The sequence below is a fragment of the Clostridium sp. CCUG 7971 genome, assembly GCF_017590215.1.
GTDB lineage: Bacteria > Bacillota > Clostridia > Peptostreptococcales > Peptostreptococcaceae > Faecalimicrobium.
In genome coordinates this window covers 1-17701 of record NZ_JAFFPK010000139.1, presented here as the reverse complement: position 1 = coordinate 17701, position 17701 = coordinate 1, and the positions used below count along the sequence as shown (strand labels likewise).

The following is a 17701-nucleotide window of genomic DNA, read 5'->3' as shown; positions in this document are numbered from 1 at the left end:
ATTGGCGTTCTTTTTTATATTCCATCATCTGCAAATACTACTGTTTTTGCTTGAGGTCTTATACTACTAATACCTGCATCTTTTATTGATTCACTATTAATATCACATCCTAAAGATACCATCATAGTAGCTTCAACAAGCATAGGCAAGTTAGTTCCACAAAGTACTTCTAAATTATTATGTTCTAAAGTCAATTCACTACTTACTTTAAAAGGTGTACCTCCTACTAAGTCAGTGAATATATATACATTACCATCATCTTCTTTTACAATGCTTTTTATTTCTTCTTTTAATTTTTCTGGAGATTTTCCCTCTGTAAAATCAACTGGCTTTATAAAGTTATGATCTCCAACTATTAAGTCCAGGCTAGTTTTAAGTCCAGTCCCAAACTGCCCATGTCCTGTTATTATAATCATTAGTATCCTCCTAGAATTTAAATACTCCTATATATGCTCCTATTAATCCAATTACTACTAATATTAATATATTAACTAATGGAGACACATTCTTCTTAACTAATCCATACATACCAAATGTCACTACAAGTGGTAATAAACAAGGCATTATAGAATCTAATATAGATTGTAAGTCAATTGTTCCAGACATACTTAAATGCTCCGGAGTAACTAGATTTATACCTACATAAGAAGCTATTAATGATCCAACAACTATCATACCTAATATTGTAGCTGCTCTTGTGAACTCTTTAGCATTTTTAGTAAGCTTAGTTATACCTTCAACACCAACTTTGTAAGACCAATGCATAAGTCCAAATCTAAGACCTAAGTGAACCACATTGAACATTACAAAGAATATAATTGGTCCTAATATACTACCTTGAAGAGAAAGGTTAGCCCCTATCCCTGCTGCTATTGGAAGTAATGTAAACCAGAATATCGCATCCCCTATACCTCCTAAAGGTCCCATTGCTGCAACTCTTAGAGCACGTATCGTTTGAACATCTGCTTTCTTTTGTTCTAGAGATATTATTATACCCATAACAAATGTTATTAAGAACGGATGACAGTTAAAGAACTCCATATTATGTTTCATTGAAGTTGACAAGTCATCTTTATTTTTGTGTATTTTTTTAAGCCCTGGAAGTATAGAATATAACCATCCACCAGCTTGCATTCTTTCATAGTTAAATGATGCTTGTAAAAACATAGATCTCCATGCCATTTGGTTTAAAGTTTTATTGTCAAGAGTCTGTGCTTCAGTCTTATCAATATATTCACTTTGACCTCTCATCATTGCTTCTGTATTAGATGCCATCTCCTATACCTCCTCCTGTATTTTTAGTTTTCATACTTACGTGGAAGTCATAAACTGCTGCTGCTATACCTACCATAGCTACTGCTAATAATGGTAATTTTCCATATGCTACTAATACAAATCCTAATACCATAAATATTGCATATTCTTTACTTAGCATGACCTTAAGTAACATTGCAAATCCTAGTGCTGGCATCATTTTACCAGATGCAGTTAATCCATCCCAAACCCATAAAGGTAATACTTTTGTTAAAGTTTCTCCTATCGCTTGGCCTGATAGTAATCCAGCTAAAACTATTAAAGCAAAAGATACTGCTAATATTCCCATTGCCATATAGTTTACTTTATCTATTCCTCCTGGGTTTGCTTCATTAGCAGCTTTATCACATAACCCCATTAAAGGTGACATTACTGTAAATAGTGCTGTTACTGCATATTGACCAAGTAATGCAAATGGTATTGCAAGTGGTAGTGCAGCTGAAGTATCAAGTCCTGATTGTACTGCAAATACTGTTGCCATTATTCCACCTATAACTGCATTTGGTGGTTGTGCTCCACCTACTGGCATTGCACCTATCATCATAAGTTCATAAGAACCACCAACTATAAGACCTGTTTGTAAATCCCCCATGATAGCACCTATTATTGGCCCAACTATTATAGGTCTATATAAAGACTCTAAGAAGTTGAACTGGTCTATTGCTGCTATCATTGTTACGATTAAAATAAGACCAATTTGGATAAAACTTAATTCCATAAATACTTCCCCCCTTATTTGAATAATTCATCTATATTCTCAGAAGATTCACTTGGAACTCTCCTGATTTCTAGCTCTACTCCTAATTCTCTAAGGCGTTTAAATGCAGCTACATCGTTATCATCTACACACACAGCTTTTGATACTTGTCTTTTGCCTTCTGCCATATGCATATTTCCTATGTTGACTTTTTTTATAGGCACACCACCCTCAACTAATCTGACCACATCTTGTGGATTTTCACATATTATAGCTATGTGTTGAGCCTCACTTGCTCTATCAATTATATTTATAGTCTTTTCTATTGAAAAATATCTTGTTTGAGCAAAACTCGGTGCTGCCATATCCATAAGTCCCTGCCTAAATTCATTAGTTGAAACTTCATCATTTGCAACTAATAATAAATTTGCTCCAACGCTTGAAGACCACATTGTTGCTACTTGACCATGGATTAATCTGTTATCAATTCTTGTTAATACTATATTTGGCATAATCTCCACCCCTTGTTAAAAATTATTAGAAATCGTTTTCTTTCTTTATATTTCCTTACTTTTTATAACTTAATTGTAGTTATCTAATAAATGAATGTATTTATAGTTTCATTCTTCTGCTTTATAATTTTGCGTTAACTATTTAAGTTATTTAAGTTATGTAATCATTGAATTACTTTAATAAATTATATGAAAGTAATTTTGACTTTATAATAAAAATTTGACTTTATAATAAATTTTTTTAATTTAAAAGAAAAAATAGATCCATTATAAAAAATAAACAAATTAAAGAGGGTATCGTAAAATACGATACCCTCTTTCTATCATAAGCTAAAATTAATTATTTAAATAAGTTAGCTTGAATAATGTAGATATACCTAATGCCCCAAGTAATACTTCCTTTTTCATAAGTAATATTTTCCCTTCAAAATTAATTAACCCAAAATTAAATATATATTAAAGTTTTTTATAAATTAAAGTTTTTTTAAATTTAATTTTGTATCTCACTAGTAAAACTATATAAGTAATTAAAGAAATTATCCCAACATAAAAAACTCCATTAGAAAAGTTTCCAATTCTCAAAACAGGTCTATAATCTATTCCAACTTCAAAACTTCCCCTTTTCCCATTTTTATTTAAAGACCCTATGTCAGTACCCCTTATAGCTATAGATTGAGTTTGATTTGAATTATCATTGTATCTATAAACAGGTTTCTTATCTGAATCTGGAGTAATCTCTAAATATCTTACATATTTAAAGTCTTTATCTTTTAATATATTTTCAATTTGCTTTTTATATGTTTCTGGCTTATCTATTCTTTTATCAATTCCTGATTCATAAATCTCTCCACGTAGACTATATTGTATATACTCTAATTTATCAAGTAATTCCTTACCATAAACCATAGTTGCAAGCCCTACTATTAATGATATTATAAAAAAATTTCTAAATATATTTATGAATTTTTTATTTAATTTTTCATTATCCTTTTTACTTTCATTAAGAGCTTTATGTAAATCCTTTAACATCTCTGTTCCATCATCAAATTGGTTTATAGCTTGAAATTGTGCATCTTCTTCTGAGTATCCCTTAGCAATAAATTCATTAGTTGATGTCACTAAATGCTCTTTTAATTCTTCTTTTAATTCTTTTATTTCCTTGCTTTTATCATTTGTATATAAAGAATTTAAATATTCATCTATTATTTTCATATTTTATAACCTCCCCTTTAAAAATTGATTCATAATATTTTGTACAAAGTTCCATTCTTTTACCTTTATATCTAAAGCTTCTTTTCCTTCATCAGTTATATTGTAATACTTTCTTCTACTCCCTGCTCCTTGTTCATTTCCCCAGTAAGATTTTATCAATCCTTTAGATTCAAGCCTTTTAAGAGATACATACATTGTTCCATCTTTTAATTCAAAAGTTGTTTTTTCCCTGACTATTTTTGCAATTTCATAACCATAAGAGTCCTTTTCATCTAAAATTGCTAATATCAAAGTATCTATATGACCTTTTAAAACTTCCTTGTTCAATTCCATAATATCACCTCCTTTTATTTAATACCTCACTTTACGATGTAGTTATATAAATATAATAAATTATAATACCTCGTATTGCAATGATGAATTTTATTAGAATATATTTTCAAGCTTTACAGTAAAGGAAAATGATATAAACTCCAACTTCAATTAATATTATTTTTTTATAAAACTTCAATATGGATATAAGTATTAAAATGAAAGTTAAAAAGAGTAAAAAAATACCCAAATTAAAATTTACTTTAATTTGGGTATTTTTTATTTATTGTATTTTAAGATGCTTCGCCTTCTTCAAACTGACTATTATATAAATCATAATAGAATCCTTTAGCCTTTAGTAATTCTTCATGGCTTCCTTGTTCTATTATATCTCCATCTTTCATTACTAAAATAATATCTGCATTTCTAATAGTTGATAGTCTATGTGCTATTATGAAACTAGTTCTACCTTTCATAAGATTTTCCATAGCTTGTTGTATTAACACTTCTGTACGAGTATCAACTGAACTTGTTGCTTCATCTAATATTAATATTTTAGGGTCTGAAAGTATAGCTCTAGCAATTGTTAACAATTGCTTTTGTCCTTGAGATATATTGTTTGCTTCTTCATTAACTTCAGTTTTATATCCTTCTGATAAAGTTTTTATAAAGTGGTCTGCATGTGCTAATTTAGATGCCTCTATAACTTCTTTATCTGTTGCTTCTAATCTACCATATCTTATGTTTTCCATCATACTACCATTAAATAACCATGTATCTTGTAGTACCATACCAAACATATCTCTTAAATCATTACGAGTAAAATCTTTAATATCGTGACCATCTACTAATATTTTACCACTATTTAATTCATAGAATCTCATAAGTAGCTTAACAACCGTTGTTTTACCTGCACCTGTAGGTCCAACTATTGCAACTTTTTGGCCAGGCTTTATCTTAGCTGAGAAGTCATTTATTATTATTTTATCTTCATCATATCCAAAATGAACATCTTTAAATTCAACTTCACCTTTTACATTTTCAGTAGATAAAGGATTAGTCGTATCTTTAGCTTCCTCTTCTTCTTCTAAAAATTCAAATACTCTTTCTGCTGCTGCTGCTGTTGCTTGCATAACATTAGATATTTGAGCTGTTTGTGCTATAGGTTGCATAAATGATCTTGTGTATTGTATGAAAGATAGTATATCCCCAACTTGGATAGTTTTCTTTATAGCAAGATATCCACCCATTATAGCTACTATAACATAACCTAGGTTACCTATAAATGTCATTATTGGCATCATCATTCCTGATAAGAATTGAGATTTCCACGCCGAATTATAAAGTTTTTCATTTATATCTTCAAACTCATTTATAGCTTTTTCTTCTCCATTGAATGCCTTCATTATATTGTGTCCACTATAGATTTCTTCTACATGACCATTAGTACTACCTAAATATTCTTGTTGTTCTTTAAAGTATTTTTGTGATTTTTTTACTACTAACATTATAAATATTAATGAAAGTGGTATTATAACTAAACTTGCAATAGTCATACTCACACTTATTGATAACATCATTATTAACACACCTATAATAGTTGTAGCTGCTGTTATCATTTGAGATAAAACTTGGTTTAAGTTTTGACTTATTGCATCAACGTCATTAGTCACTCTAGATAAAACTTCTCCATTTGTAGTTTTATCAAAGTAATTTAAAGGTAATTTATTAATTTTTTCTGATATTTCTTTTCTCAAATTATAAGACACTTTTTGTGATATATCTGATGTTACAAATGTTTGAACAAATGAGAATAATGCACTTATAACATATAATCCTACTAACATTGATAAGATTCTTCCTATATATCCAAAATCTATACCATTTCCTGAGCCACTTATTTTATTAACTAAACCTTCAAATATAGCTGTAGTTGCATTTCCAAGTATCTTCGGTCCTACTATGTTAAATGCTGCACTACCTATTGCAAATATTACAACAAGTACCATCGCTATTTTATACGGTTTTAAATGTTGTATTAATTTTTTCATTGTGCCTTTGAAGTCTTTAGCTTTACTTACTCCTGCCATTGCTCCCATAGGTCCACCTGGTCCACCTGGACCCATTTTTCTTGAATTACTCTTTGGATTCATTTTATAATTCCTCCTTTGAAAGCTGAGACTCTGCAATCTGATTATATACTTCACAATTTTTCATAAGCTCTTCATGCGTCCCGATTCCTACCATATTACCTTCATCAAGAACTATTATTTGGTCAGCATTCATAATAGTACTTACTCTTTGAGCAACTATAAGCATTGTACTATTATGTATCTCTTCCTTTAATTTTTTACGAAGAGCTGCATCAGTTTTTAAATCTAGAGCTGAGAAACTATCGTCAAATATTAGTATCTTTGGATTTTTTGCAAGAGCACGAGCTATAGAAAGTCTTTGTTTTTGACCTCCTGATACATTTGTACCACCTTGTGATATCTCTGTTTGGAATTTATCTGGTTTGTTATCTATAAACTCCATAGCTTGAGCTATATCAGCTGCTTTTTCTAATTCATCTTGACTTAAGTTTTCCACTCCATATTTTATATTACTTTCAATTGTTCCTGAGAATAGTACTCCTTTTTGTGGAACATATCCTATTTCATCTCTTAATTCATGTTGGTTTATATCTTTAACATTTACACCATTTACTAATACTTCACCTTCAGATGTATCAAAGAAACGAGGTATTAAGTTTATAAGTGTTGACTTACCACTACCAGTACTTCCTATGAAGGCTGTTGTTTCACCAGGCTTTGCCATAAAGTTTATATTAGTTAAAACATTATGTTCAGCATCTGGATATTTAAATGATACATTTTTAAATTCAACATTTCCGTATTCTTCTTTATTAAATCCTTTAGGATTTTTAGGGTCATCTATAACTACATTGGTTTCTAAAACTTCTCCTATACGTCCAGCTGATACAGATGCACGAGGTAATATAACTGATAACATTGTTAACATTAAGAATGACATTATAATTTGCATTGCATATTGTATAAATGCCATCATATCTCCAACTTGCATATTCCCAGCATCTATTTGGTGAGCTCCTGACCATACTATTATAACTGTTATTACATTCATAATAAGCATCATAGTAGGCATCATTAAAGCCATTATACGATTAACAAATGTATTTGTTTTTCTAAGCATTTCATTTGTCTCATCAAATCTCTTTTCTTCAGTTTTTTGAGTACCAAATGCACGAATAACTAACATCCCTGTAAGCGATTCACGTGTTACTAGGTTTAATTTATCAACAAGTTTTTGAACTATTTTAAATCTAGGTATTGCTAATGCAAATAATACACTTACAAATGATAATATAGCTACCACTGCAACACCTATTATCCATGCCATAGATGTATCAGTATTTAATATCTTAATTACTCCACCTATACCTAGTATTGGAGCGTAAAATACCATTCTAACTAATAAAACCATGAATGTTTGTATTTGTTGAATGTCATTAGTACTACGAGTTATTAAAGATGCAGTTGAAAATTTATCAAATTCTGTATTTGAAAATCCTACAACTTTTCTAAACACATCTTTACGAAGATTTTTACCCATTCCTGCTGCTACTCTAGCTGCTAAAAATCCTACAGTTACTGTTGCTGCCATACTTATAAGTGCTATACCTAGCATTTTAGCTCCTGAAGTAAGTATGTAATTAGTTTGTAGTTTTTCTGTGTCTATTCCAATTTTTTCATATTCACTTTTAACGTAATAAATTGATGATTGAGTTAACATATTTTCATCTAAATTTTCTAGTTTTTCATCGATTCCTTTTTTCATCTCATTTATTTGATTTTGTGGCATTTTAGGAATAATAGTCCATATATCCGTACCTTTTGGAACATTAGGTATTTTTCCTTCTTTATTTGCCATATCAAGAGCTGAAACTGTCATTATAGATTTACTTATTATAGAGTTAAGTTCATCTATTGTTTCTTTATCTTTTGTGTTTAAATCATAAATAGCTTTATCATCTTGTGATAAAACATAATTTTTTTCGATTTTACTTTTTTCACTATCTGTCATGAAAATCATAAGTTTGTTCAATTCACTTTTACGAATTTCTTTTGGTACTGCATTTTCTATACCATTTTGCTGAATACCAACATTAACAATTTTTGATGTATAATCTGGTAATGAAAGATCACATACTGCTTGCACAACTAAAAGTGCAACTACTGTTATAATTGATAACACAAATGGTTTTAAGTATTTAAGAACTTTAAACATTAATCATTCCTCCTCCACATTGTTAAATATTTTTAATAACTTAAATAACTTTAAATTATAAATTTTACAATTTAATAAAATTTGTTGTATAATAGTTAATATAGTTATATTTTTTAATAGTTATACTTTTTAACTATTATACTTTTTAAGTATATATGTTTTTTAAAAAAAGTCAATAATATATATATTATTTTCTTGGTCACTAAATTTATTCTATTAATTTATACTAATAAATGTCACTTATATTTTTTATGGAGGGTAAGGTAAATGAATGATACTAAGCTAGAAAATATAGTTCAAAACTTTATAACTATAATGCCATTATTCAAAAAAAATTATTTACAAAAAATGATTGTAATCTTTCACCTGAAAAATTAAATCATTCTCATTTTCAAATAATGGCTGTTTTAAAGGAAAAAGGAATGTTGCCTATATCAGAAATTGGTAAAAAGCTTCTAATTTCTACACCTAATATGACTAAACTTATTAATAAGCTTATTGATGAGGAAATGGTGGAGAGAATTCCCGATAAGAAAGACCGTAGAATTATTAATATTGAATTAACACAAAAAGGTCATCAATATCTAGATGAAAAATTTAAGCATGCTAAAGATGCTTTAAAAGTAAGACTTTCAACTTTATCAGATAGTCAACTTATTAAACTTGGTACATCTTTAGAAAATTTAAAAGAGGTTTTAATGGAATTAAGCTCAGAAGAATAATTCTGAGCTTAATTTTTTACATTATTATTATTTATATCATTATTTTTATTATCTTTACTAGGATTGGGTATATTATCCAAAGCAGTAGACTTACCAAAATAATATCCAAGTACCATACTAAATATAGGTATAAATTGGTCTTGAGTTATTTTTCCTTTTATACTTAAATAACAAAAAACAACTGTCAATAATAATGCAATTGTTTTTCTAACGCTTGAAAAATGCGTCCAGAAAGATTTTCCTGTATTTTGAGAATTTTTCAAATTTGTCACCTCTTCTAATACATTCTATTCTGGACTATAACATAATGTGATTTATTTGTTCTTTATTCAACATTAAATACTGATATTTCGGGTATATTCATTAATCTAAAAGGTGATCTTGTATTCCCTAAACCTGAATTAACATATAACTTTGTTCTATCGTTTATTTCATAGAAGCCTTTCGTGTATTTTTCTCCAAATGGAGGTGTAATTATAGCTCCTATAAATGGAAGTGCTACTTGACCTCCATGGCTATGGCCAGCAACTGCTAGATCTATATTTGAATAGTCAAACTCACTAATTAAATCTGGCTCGTGTAACATTAATATATTTATATCATTGTTATTTATTTTTTTTTCTATAGATTTTGCATCTGGTTTCCCAAACATAACTTCATCTAGGCCTGATATAGTAATATTTTTATCTTTATTTATAGGAATAGATACTGTTTCATTTACAAGTATTTTAAATCCTGACTTAATCATTATGTTCTCATAATACTTATGGCCTCCACTACCATAATCATGATTCCCCCATACTGAATACTTACCTAGTTTAGAATTTATATTAGACATTATTGAAGTTACTTTATCTATATCTTTATACTGACTTGCTTTATCAATTAGATCTCCCGTAAACAATACAATATCTGGATTTTGTTTATTAATTTTCTTTACCGCTTTTTCTAATTGACTTAAAGAATAAAATTCACCTAGTTGAGTATCTGTAAACTGAACTATTTTTATATTCTTTGCTTCTTTATTTTCATTAATATTAATATTATAGTTTTTAGCTATTAGCATATTAGGTTCTATCTTTGCCATGTAAACTAAAAGTGATGTTACAATTACTAGTGTTATTAATATAAATGTAAAAATTTTTTTTATTATTTTCATATCTGTCACTTCTTTCTATTTTTGTATAATTACATTTTATACTAGATATATTACATTTAGATTACTAATATAAATTAATTTAGTTAAAGTTTTGATTTATCCACAGATAATACAAAATACAATATTTTCTAATATAAAAAACTACCCTTTTCAGGATAGTTTTGAATACGTTTTCATAAAATTGTCCACAATTTTCAGACTTATCTACATATTTTTGTTAACTTATCAGTATTTATATGTGTTTTATCATAAATTTTATTACTTCTACTACTTCATATTCTATTAAACTAAATATCTTATGCACAACATGACTTTTAGGAATATTTGCAACATCTTCTTCAATCCAAGTTCTTACTATAGTATCTTCACTAGAATCATACTCAATATTTAAATTAGGTGTATCAAAATCCTTTATACTTACTTTAAATATATAACTTTTATCTTTTATAACATCACTATTTTTTTCTATGTATTCTATTATCATTTTTCTATTTTCAAACTTCGTTTCCATATTTAACTTATCCTCCTTAAGATTTATATTATACATTTTATCCATAAAACAGATATATTATAAAAAAGGTATCAACTATTTTAATTAGTTGATACCTTTTTTATCGGTAATTTAATAATAAATTCAGTTTCTTTATCTACTTCACTATTTACAATTATATCTCCACTATGTAATTTTACTATTGATTTTGATATAGTAAGACCGACACCAATACCACCTGTTTCTTTACTCCTAGATTCATCTACTCTATAAAAACGCTCAAATATATGATTTATATCTTTTTCAGGTATTCCTATCCCATTATCTTTTATAGATATATTTATACTAGAATCCTTTATATAATTTTTTATTTTAATATTTCCATTGGAGTTTGTATACTTAATTGCATTAGATAATAAATTTATAATTACTTGAGAGAATTGTCTTTTATCTATAAATATATATATATCTTCAAGATCATAATCTAATTTTATATTTTTTTCTAATGCCTTGCCTTCGTAATTATATACTATATTTGTTATTAAATCTTTTATATTTATTTTTTCTTTTTCTAAATTATTTTTTTCACTATCAAATTTAGCTAGGTTTCTAAGACCTTCTACTAACTTTGTGATTCTAGATACTTCTTCATTTATGCTTACTAATCTTTCTTTTGATGGTTCCCATATTCCAGCTATTATAAGGTCTAAATGCCCCTTTATACTTGTTAAAGGTGTTCTAAGTTCATGCGCTATATCTGTAGTCAGCCTTTTTCTTAAATTTTCTTGCTCGCTTAATTCATATCCTAGCTTATTTATAGAATTTATAAGTTCATCCACTTCATCTATATTACTTTTATAATCTATATCATCTTTATAGTTGCCCTTTTCTATATCTTTAGCCATTTTTGATACCTTGGCTATAGGATTTGATATAGATTTAGATATTATAAAAGATATAATTACAATACTTCCTATAGATATAATAGCTATAATTATAATTATCTTATTCATATCATGAAAAAATTCCATATCATTTTTCATATAATATGTAGATGCATAATGCCCTATATATGGGTATCCAGCTACATTTCCATTATCATCGTAAACGGTAATTTCATACTCACTGAATTTATTATTCCAAGTATTATCTATACTTTGCATATTTTTACTTATTTCGTTTAATGTTTCGTTAGATAATATTTTTTCATCTTCAAAGATACTCCATACTAATTTTTTATTTTTATCATATATTTCAAGAGCTATTCCCTTTCTAATAGCATCTTCTCCTAAAGCTTTTATAGTTTCTATATCCCAATTATTATCTTTATACACACTTTTTAAATCAAAAATAAGGTGTTCTACTTCTGCTTTATTGCTATCATCCACATATTCTCTAAACCCATTTTCAAAAGTCATAACTACAAATATTTTTATAGATACAATAGTTAATAGCATTATAATAGTAAATGCTTTAATTATTTTTCCGTTTATTGACTTAGTTTTATAATCCAAATTTGTATCCTATTCCATATACAGTTTGTATAATTTTAGGGCTACTTGAATCAATTTCTATCTTTTGGCGTAAATTTTTTATATGGCTATCTATAACTCTATCTATTTTTTCGTAATAACTCTCATTTGTATTTTCTAAAAGTTCTTCTCTTGTATATGTCTTTTTTGGGTTAGATGCAAGTCTTAGTAATATTTTATACTCAGTGAGAGTAAGTCCTATTTGCTTTCCTCTTATTTTTAACTCCGGGGAAAGTTTACTTAATTCAAATTCTTCTCCAAATTTTATTGATGAGGTTTCCTTTAAATCTAAACTTCTTTTTAGGATAGCTTTTACTCTGTAAACTAATTCTATTACATTAAATGGTTTACAAATATAATCATCACATCCTAATTTAAATCCATCTATTTTATCTTCATCTTCTATTTTTGCTGTTAACATTATTATTGGAGTATCTGATTTTTCTCTTATATATTCACATATTTTCTCTCCACTTATATCTGGTAGCATTCTATCTAATATTACAACATCATAATTATTATTATCAAAATAATCTATTGCAGTTTTTCCGTTATGTGAAACATCTGTATTATAATTTTCTACATCTAAACACGCTTTTACAAATTCACATATTTTAGGTTCATCATCCACAAGCAATATATTAGCCATGTTATTATCTCCTTCCTAAAAATTAATTTTTCTCTTTCTCATCCCTACATTTAAAACTAGACCTAAACTAGCTAATGATGAAACCAAAGAGCTTCCTCCATAGCTAATTAGTGGTAATGTTACACCAGTAACAGGTATTAATGCCATTGTCATTCCTATATTTTGTATAATTTGATAGGTAAACATACTTGTTACGCCTACTATTATTAATGTTCCATAAAAATCTTTCGCCTCTCTTGCCATATTAATCATCCTTATAATAAACATTATATATAAAAATATAATGATAAACATACCTATCATTCCAAGTTCCTCTCCTATAACAGCAAATATAAAATCGCTATCTTGCACAGGTAAAAAATTACTATTATTTTGAGTTCCATTATAAAGACCTTTACCTTTACTACCTCCAGAGCCTATTGCTATCATAGATTGAATTACTTGATAATTTCCTGGATAACTTAAATCATCTGGATGTAGGAATGCCTGTATCCTTACTTTTTGGTGCGGAGCCATAAAAATATAAATTAATGGAACTAATATAACTAATCCTAAAAATGCTTTTTTTATTATGTCTATATTAAGCCCTGATACAAATAACATTCCAAATATTATACATCCAAATACTATTGTTCCTCCTAAATCCGGTTGTATGAGCATTAATACAAGTATAGGCATGGCATAAATGACTACTGGAATTAATTCTTTTATTGTATTTAACTTTCCTCTTCTTTTTTCAACTATTTTAGCATAACTTATGGTAAAAGTAATCTTTACCAATTCAGATGTTTGAAGGTATAGTGGACCTAGTTTTATCCACCTTCTTGAACCTTCCTGGACTTTTCCAAGACCCGGAACCCATATTATTAATAATAGTATTATACTAGCTATATAAAAAGCTTTATAGTTTTTACCTAAAGTATTGTAGTTAATCATTAGTGTAACCAATATTAAAATAACAGCTAGTGAAAAAGCTATTATTTGCTTAATTATCTTGTTGTAATTCCCTGTATCTCTTGCATGCGTTGCACTACTTAAAATTATTATCCCAAATATAAATATTGATAATATACTAAGTATAAGTTTTAAATCTAATTCTTTTATTATTTTATATTTTTTAGTGTTCATGTTTTCCCGTCTTTCTAAAATAAAAGCCTATGATAAAAGAATTTATGCATAGGCTTAATTGAATTTAATTTATTATATTCCTAAAAATAATCTAGCTAGTGTAAAATATATAGTTAACGCAAATGCATCTACTATTGTTGTTATAAGAGGACTTGCCATTATAGCTGGATCTAATTTTAATTTTTTAGCTATAATAGGTAAAATACTTCCTACAACTTTTGCTATTATTACAGTAAAAAATAAACTTCCACATACAGTAAGTGTAATCATTATGTCTGTATTTTCTAAAAAATATATTCTTAAAAAATTAACAGTCGAAAGTATTGATGCTACAATTAAACTTACTCTAAATTCTTTATACATTACCTTTAAGTAATCTTTTGTACTTATATCTCCAAGTGCTAATCCTCTAATAATTAATGTTGATGACTGAGATCCGGCATTTCCACCAGTATCCATAAGCATAGGTATAAATGCAGCTAGTATAACTACTGATTGAATAACTTCATCAAATTCTTTTATTATTGAACCCGTTACAGTAGCTGATATCATCAAAACTAAAAGCCATACTACTCTATGTTTTGCTAATTGCAACACTGATGTTTTTAAATATGCTTCTTCACTTGGTTTTATAGCTGCCATCTTTTGAAAATCTTCAGTATTTTCTTGTTCAATAATATCCACTATATCATCTATTGTTATTATTCCTACTAGTCTTTCTTCTTTATCTACTACTGACATTGAAAGTAAGTCGTACTCTTTAAATAAAGAAGCAACTTTTTCTTGATCTTCACATGTTTTTACACTTATTGTATTTTTATCCATTATATTTGAAATTAGAGTATCTTCATCACTTAAAATTAAATCTTTTATAGTAATAGTTCCTTTTAACTTTCTATAGTTATCTATTACGAAACATGTATCTATTGTTTCTTTATTTAATCCAGTTTTTCTAGTGTGATTTATAGCTTCTTTTACTGTCATTTCTTCTTTTAAATCAACAAACTCTATTGTCATTATAGAACCTGCTGATGATTCATTATACTTTAGAAATTGATTTATTAATTTTCTTTTTTCTATTGAAGTATTTTTAAGAACCTTTTTTACTATATTAGCAGGCAGCTCTTCTATTAAAGCTACCGTATCATCTAAAAATAACTTTTCAATTATTTCTCTCACTTCACTATCTGCAATTATTTCTACAATATATTGTTGAGATTCTTTATCTAAATATGAAAAAACCTCTGCTGATGCATCTTTTGGTAATATTCTAAACACCAAAATTAAGTCCTCAGTTTCTAAGTCCATCATACGCTTTGCTATATCTACATGCTTCATACTTTGCAGATACTCACTTAACTCTATAATTTTATTTTCATGTATTAATACTCTTATTTTTTCTGCCATGATTTTCTCCTTATCAGAGTTCATAAGCATAAACTAAATTATATTTATATTAGGTTTCAATTTACTTAAGTTTAGTAGTGATACATATGAACTCTTTAAAATATTTTATTTTTTGATACTTATTTAAATGCTGCCAACTATCATCCATAAGATCACTCTCCTTTTCATATTTTTCATTATATAAAAAAAGTATGGAGAAAATATGGATAATTGTTTTTATACTAAAAAAAGCGTATTGATAAATTTATCAATACGCTTAAAATATTTTATTTAGTTTATATCTAATACAATTTCATTTATCACTGCTTTAGGGTCATTCATAACAAATTTAGGCTCTACTTCGTAATATTCAAAGTCTATAAATCTTTCTATTTTTTCTATATCTTCTACAGTGCCATCTATAACAAATAATACTGCCATTGATGACTTTATTTCTTCTATTGAAAGTTCATTTATTATATTAGAACCGTTTTGTACCTCAGTTCTTATTCTAACTCCTAAAGCTTCCCCGCTTTCTCTAAGTGCACTTGCACATGCTTCATTTTCACATACTGCTACTATACTTTTATTCATATTTTTTCCCTCTCTAATCTATTATACTACATTCTATATTATCTTATTTTTGTCTTTATTAAGTCAATAACTATTATTAATAACTTACATATATTATGTAAATTATTTTATTTTCATAGCTAATAAAATAGTAATTATAGGAAAGAAAAAACAAAGTACTGCATATGGAGCATAAGATAAGAATGATACCCCTGTAACTAAACGTATAATTATTGAGTTAACGTTCCATGGTATAATCGGCGCAATTATAATTCCTGTATCAGATATAGTTCTCATCAATATATTTCACCTTTACCTATTTTACAAACTTCTATACTTCCTTGGCCTTAATACTTATATTTATAATATATATAATTTTACTCACTCATTTATAAATTTTTATCTAAAATATTTTCTTTTCTTGAAATAGCATCTTTTAATTGGTTCATTGCTTTTTCTAATAACAGCCTTGAACAAGCTACATTAAGTCTCATATATCCAGATCCTTCTATTCCAAAATCACGACCATCGTTTAATCCTATTTTCGCTTCATTTATAAAGAAATCTACTAAATCATCTTCATCTAAATTTAAACCTTTACAATCTAGCCACATTAAATATGTACAACCTGGTCTATTCGGTTTTATCTGCGGTATATTTTTATCACAAAAATCTATAATATATTCAACATTTCCTTCTATATATTTTAAAACTTGTTCTAACCATTCTTCACCTTCAGTATATGCAGCTATATTGGCTACTAAACTAATCGTATTAATATTATTTGAATCTAATCGTTCTTGCATATCTTCATATATTTCTTTCATTTCTAAGTTTGGAAATATAGTAGTTGAAACTTGTAATCCTGCTAAATTAAATGTTTTAGTAGATGATATACAAGTTATTGTATTTTCTGCAATTTCTTTTGATATAGATGCTAGTGGTACGTGTTTATTTCCCCAAAGCATTAAATCTGAATGTATCTCATCAGATATAATCATTACATCATTTTCTAAACATATATTACCTAATTTTGTGAGTTCTTCTTTACTCCAAACTCTTCCAACTGGATTATGAGGATTGCAAAGTATTAAAAATTTAGCACCTTCCTTAATTTTATTTTCTAAATCTTCATAGTCCATGTAGTAATCTCCATCTACTCGTTTAAGTGGATTATATAATAGCTCTCCATCCCAGTTTTCAACAGCTTTAAAAAAACCGTGATAAACAGGTGGCTGAATTATAACCTTATCTCCTTCATGTATAAATTCTCTCATAAAATGATTCATTATAGTCTTTACACCAGTAGCATTAGACATATATTCTGTCTCTATATTCCAATTATTTTTCTTTAACTGCCAATTCTTAATTACTTCAAAATATTCTTTTGGTGTTGAAGTATATCCAAAAACACCATGATTTGCTCTTTCTATTACTGAATCAATAATAGGCTTAGCAGTTTTAAAATCCATATCTGCGACCCATAAAGGAATTACATCTTCTTTATTAAATTTAATTTTTCTATTATCATATTTCACTGAGTAAGTTTTGCTACGGTCTATAATTTCATCAAAGTTATAATTCACTAATACCCCTCCATATTTGTTATATTTTTCCATTTATCACTTTAATTATATTTTAGTCTATATTCTTTAAAAATGGGGTTTATTTTATAATTTATTACATGAAAATAAACTCATTTTAATA

19 protein-coding genes are annotated in these 17701 nt (G+C 27.5%); 1 reads left to right on the top strand and 18 read right to left on the bottom strand.

The window, feature by feature from the left end:
• Positions 1-14: 14 nt before the first annotated feature.
• The 8 genes from JWF52_RS16250 to JWF52_RS16215 all read right to left on the bottom strand — a co-directional run bounded on the left by JWF52_RS16250 (position 15) and on the right by JWF52_RS16215 (position 8355).
• A complete protein-coding gene (locus JWF52_RS16250; protein WP_208334562.1) occupies positions 15-416 on the bottom strand; it encodes a PTS sugar transporter subunit IIA in 402 nt (133 codons plus the stop codon).
• 10 nt (positions 417-426) lie between these two features.
• Positions 427-1275, bottom strand: coding sequence for a PTS system mannose/fructose/sorbose family transporter subunit IID (locus tag JWF52_RS16245; RefSeq protein WP_502711269.1), 849 nt, complete (start codon positions 1273-1275; stop codon positions 427-429).
• Positions 1265-2032, bottom strand: a complete 768-nt coding sequence (locus tag JWF52_RS16240; RefSeq protein ID WP_208334561.1) for a PTS mannose/fructose/sorbose/N-acetylgalactosamine transporter subunit IIC — start codon at positions 2030-2032, stop codon at positions 1265-1267. Before JWF52_RS16240 ends, JWF52_RS16245 begins: the two co-directional genes overlap by 11 nt.
• 14 nt (positions 2033-2046) lie before the next feature.
• The gene (gene agaB, locus JWF52_RS16235) at positions 2047-2523 is read right to left on the bottom strand and encodes a PTS galactosamine transporter subunit IIB (RefSeq protein ID WP_208334560.1); all 477 of its coding nucleotides are present in this window, start codon (positions 2521-2523) and stop codon (positions 2047-2049) included.
• 456 nt (positions 2524-2979) lie between these two features.
• Positions 2980-3735, bottom strand: coding sequence for a permease prefix domain 1-containing protein (locus JWF52_RS16230; RefSeq protein WP_208334559.1), 756 nt, complete (start codon positions 3733-3735; stop codon positions 2980-2982).
• Between the two features lie 3 nt (positions 3736-3738).
• Complete coding sequence (locus JWF52_RS16225) at positions 3739-4068, bottom strand: PadR family transcriptional regulator (protein WP_208334558.1); 330 nt, start codon at positions 4066-4068, stop codon at positions 3739-3741.
• A 272-nt stretch (positions 4069-4340) separates the two neighbouring features.
• Entirely contained in the window at positions 4341-6200 is a 1860-nt protein-coding gene (locus tag JWF52_RS16220) for an ABC transporter ATP-binding protein (protein ID WP_208334557.1), read from the bottom strand.
• Between the two features lies 1 nt (position 6201).
• Entirely contained in the window at positions 6202-8355 is a 2154-nt protein-coding gene (locus JWF52_RS16215) for an ABC transporter ATP-binding protein (protein WP_208334556.1), read from the bottom strand.
• 320 nt (positions 8356-8675) lie between these two features.
• Here JWF52_RS16215 and JWF52_RS16210 point away from each other — a divergent pair, with 320 nt between their 5' ends.
• Positions 8676-9077, top strand: a complete 402-nt coding sequence (locus JWF52_RS16210; protein ID WP_353654965.1) for a MarR family winged helix-turn-helix transcriptional regulator — start codon at positions 8676-8678, stop codon at positions 9075-9077.
• An 8-nt stretch (positions 9078-9085) separates the two neighbouring features.
• Here JWF52_RS16210 and JWF52_RS16205 read toward each other — a convergent pair whose 3' ends face one another.
• The 10 genes from JWF52_RS16205 to JWF52_RS16160 form a co-directional block, all read right to left on the bottom strand.
• Positions 9086-9340: a hypothetical protein gene (locus JWF52_RS16205; RefSeq protein ID WP_286184231.1), complete on the bottom strand. Its 255-nt coding sequence runs from the start codon at positions 9338-9340 to the stop codon at positions 9086-9088.
• A 62-nt stretch (positions 9341-9402) separates the two neighbouring features.
• Positions 9403-10236: a metallophosphoesterase gene (locus JWF52_RS16200; RefSeq protein ID WP_208334554.1), complete on the bottom strand. Its 834-nt coding sequence runs from the start codon at positions 10234-10236 to the stop codon at positions 9403-9405.
• 232 nt (positions 10237-10468) lie between these two features.
• Entirely contained in the window at positions 10469-10747 is a 279-nt protein-coding gene (locus JWF52_RS16195) for a hypothetical protein (RefSeq protein WP_208334553.1), read from the bottom strand.
• An 80-nt stretch (positions 10748-10827) separates the two neighbouring features.
• Positions 10828-12240: a sensor histidine kinase gene (locus JWF52_RS16190; RefSeq protein ID WP_286184230.1), complete on the bottom strand. Its 1413-nt coding sequence runs from the start codon at positions 12238-12240 to the stop codon at positions 10828-10830.
• Entirely contained in the window at positions 12230-12907 is a 678-nt protein-coding gene (locus tag JWF52_RS16185; protein WP_208334552.1) for a response regulator transcription factor, read from the bottom strand. Before JWF52_RS16185 ends, JWF52_RS16190 begins: the two co-directional genes overlap by 11 nt.
• Positions 12908-12922: 15 nt before the next feature.
• The gene (locus tag JWF52_RS16180; protein ID WP_208334551.1) at positions 12923-14035 is read right to left on the bottom strand and encodes an FtsW/RodA/SpoVE family cell cycle protein; all 1113 of its coding nucleotides are present in this window, start codon (positions 14033-14035) and stop codon (positions 12923-12925) included.
• Positions 14036-14107: 72 nt separating this feature from the next.
• A complete protein-coding gene (mgtE, locus tag JWF52_RS16175) occupies positions 14108-15442 on the bottom strand; it encodes a magnesium transporter (protein ID WP_208334550.1) in 1335 nt (444 codons plus the stop codon).
• A 270-nt stretch (positions 15443-15712) separates the two neighbouring features.
• Positions 15713-16015 (bottom strand): PTS sugar transporter subunit IIABC family protein, encoded by a 303-nt coding sequence (locus tag JWF52_RS16170; protein ID WP_208334549.1) that lies wholly within the window; start codon positions 16013-16015, stop codon positions 15713-15715.
• A 102-nt stretch (positions 16016-16117) separates the two neighbouring features.
• Entirely contained in the window at positions 16118-16291 is a 174-nt protein-coding gene (locus JWF52_RS16165) for a Na+/H+ antiporter NhaC family protein (protein WP_208334548.1), read from the bottom strand.
• Between the two features lie 92 nt (positions 16292-16383).
• Positions 16384-17580, bottom strand: a complete 1197-nt coding sequence (locus tag JWF52_RS16160; RefSeq protein ID WP_208334547.1) for a MalY/PatB family protein — start codon at positions 17578-17580, stop codon at positions 16384-16386.
• Positions 17581-17701 lie beyond the last annotated feature (121 nt).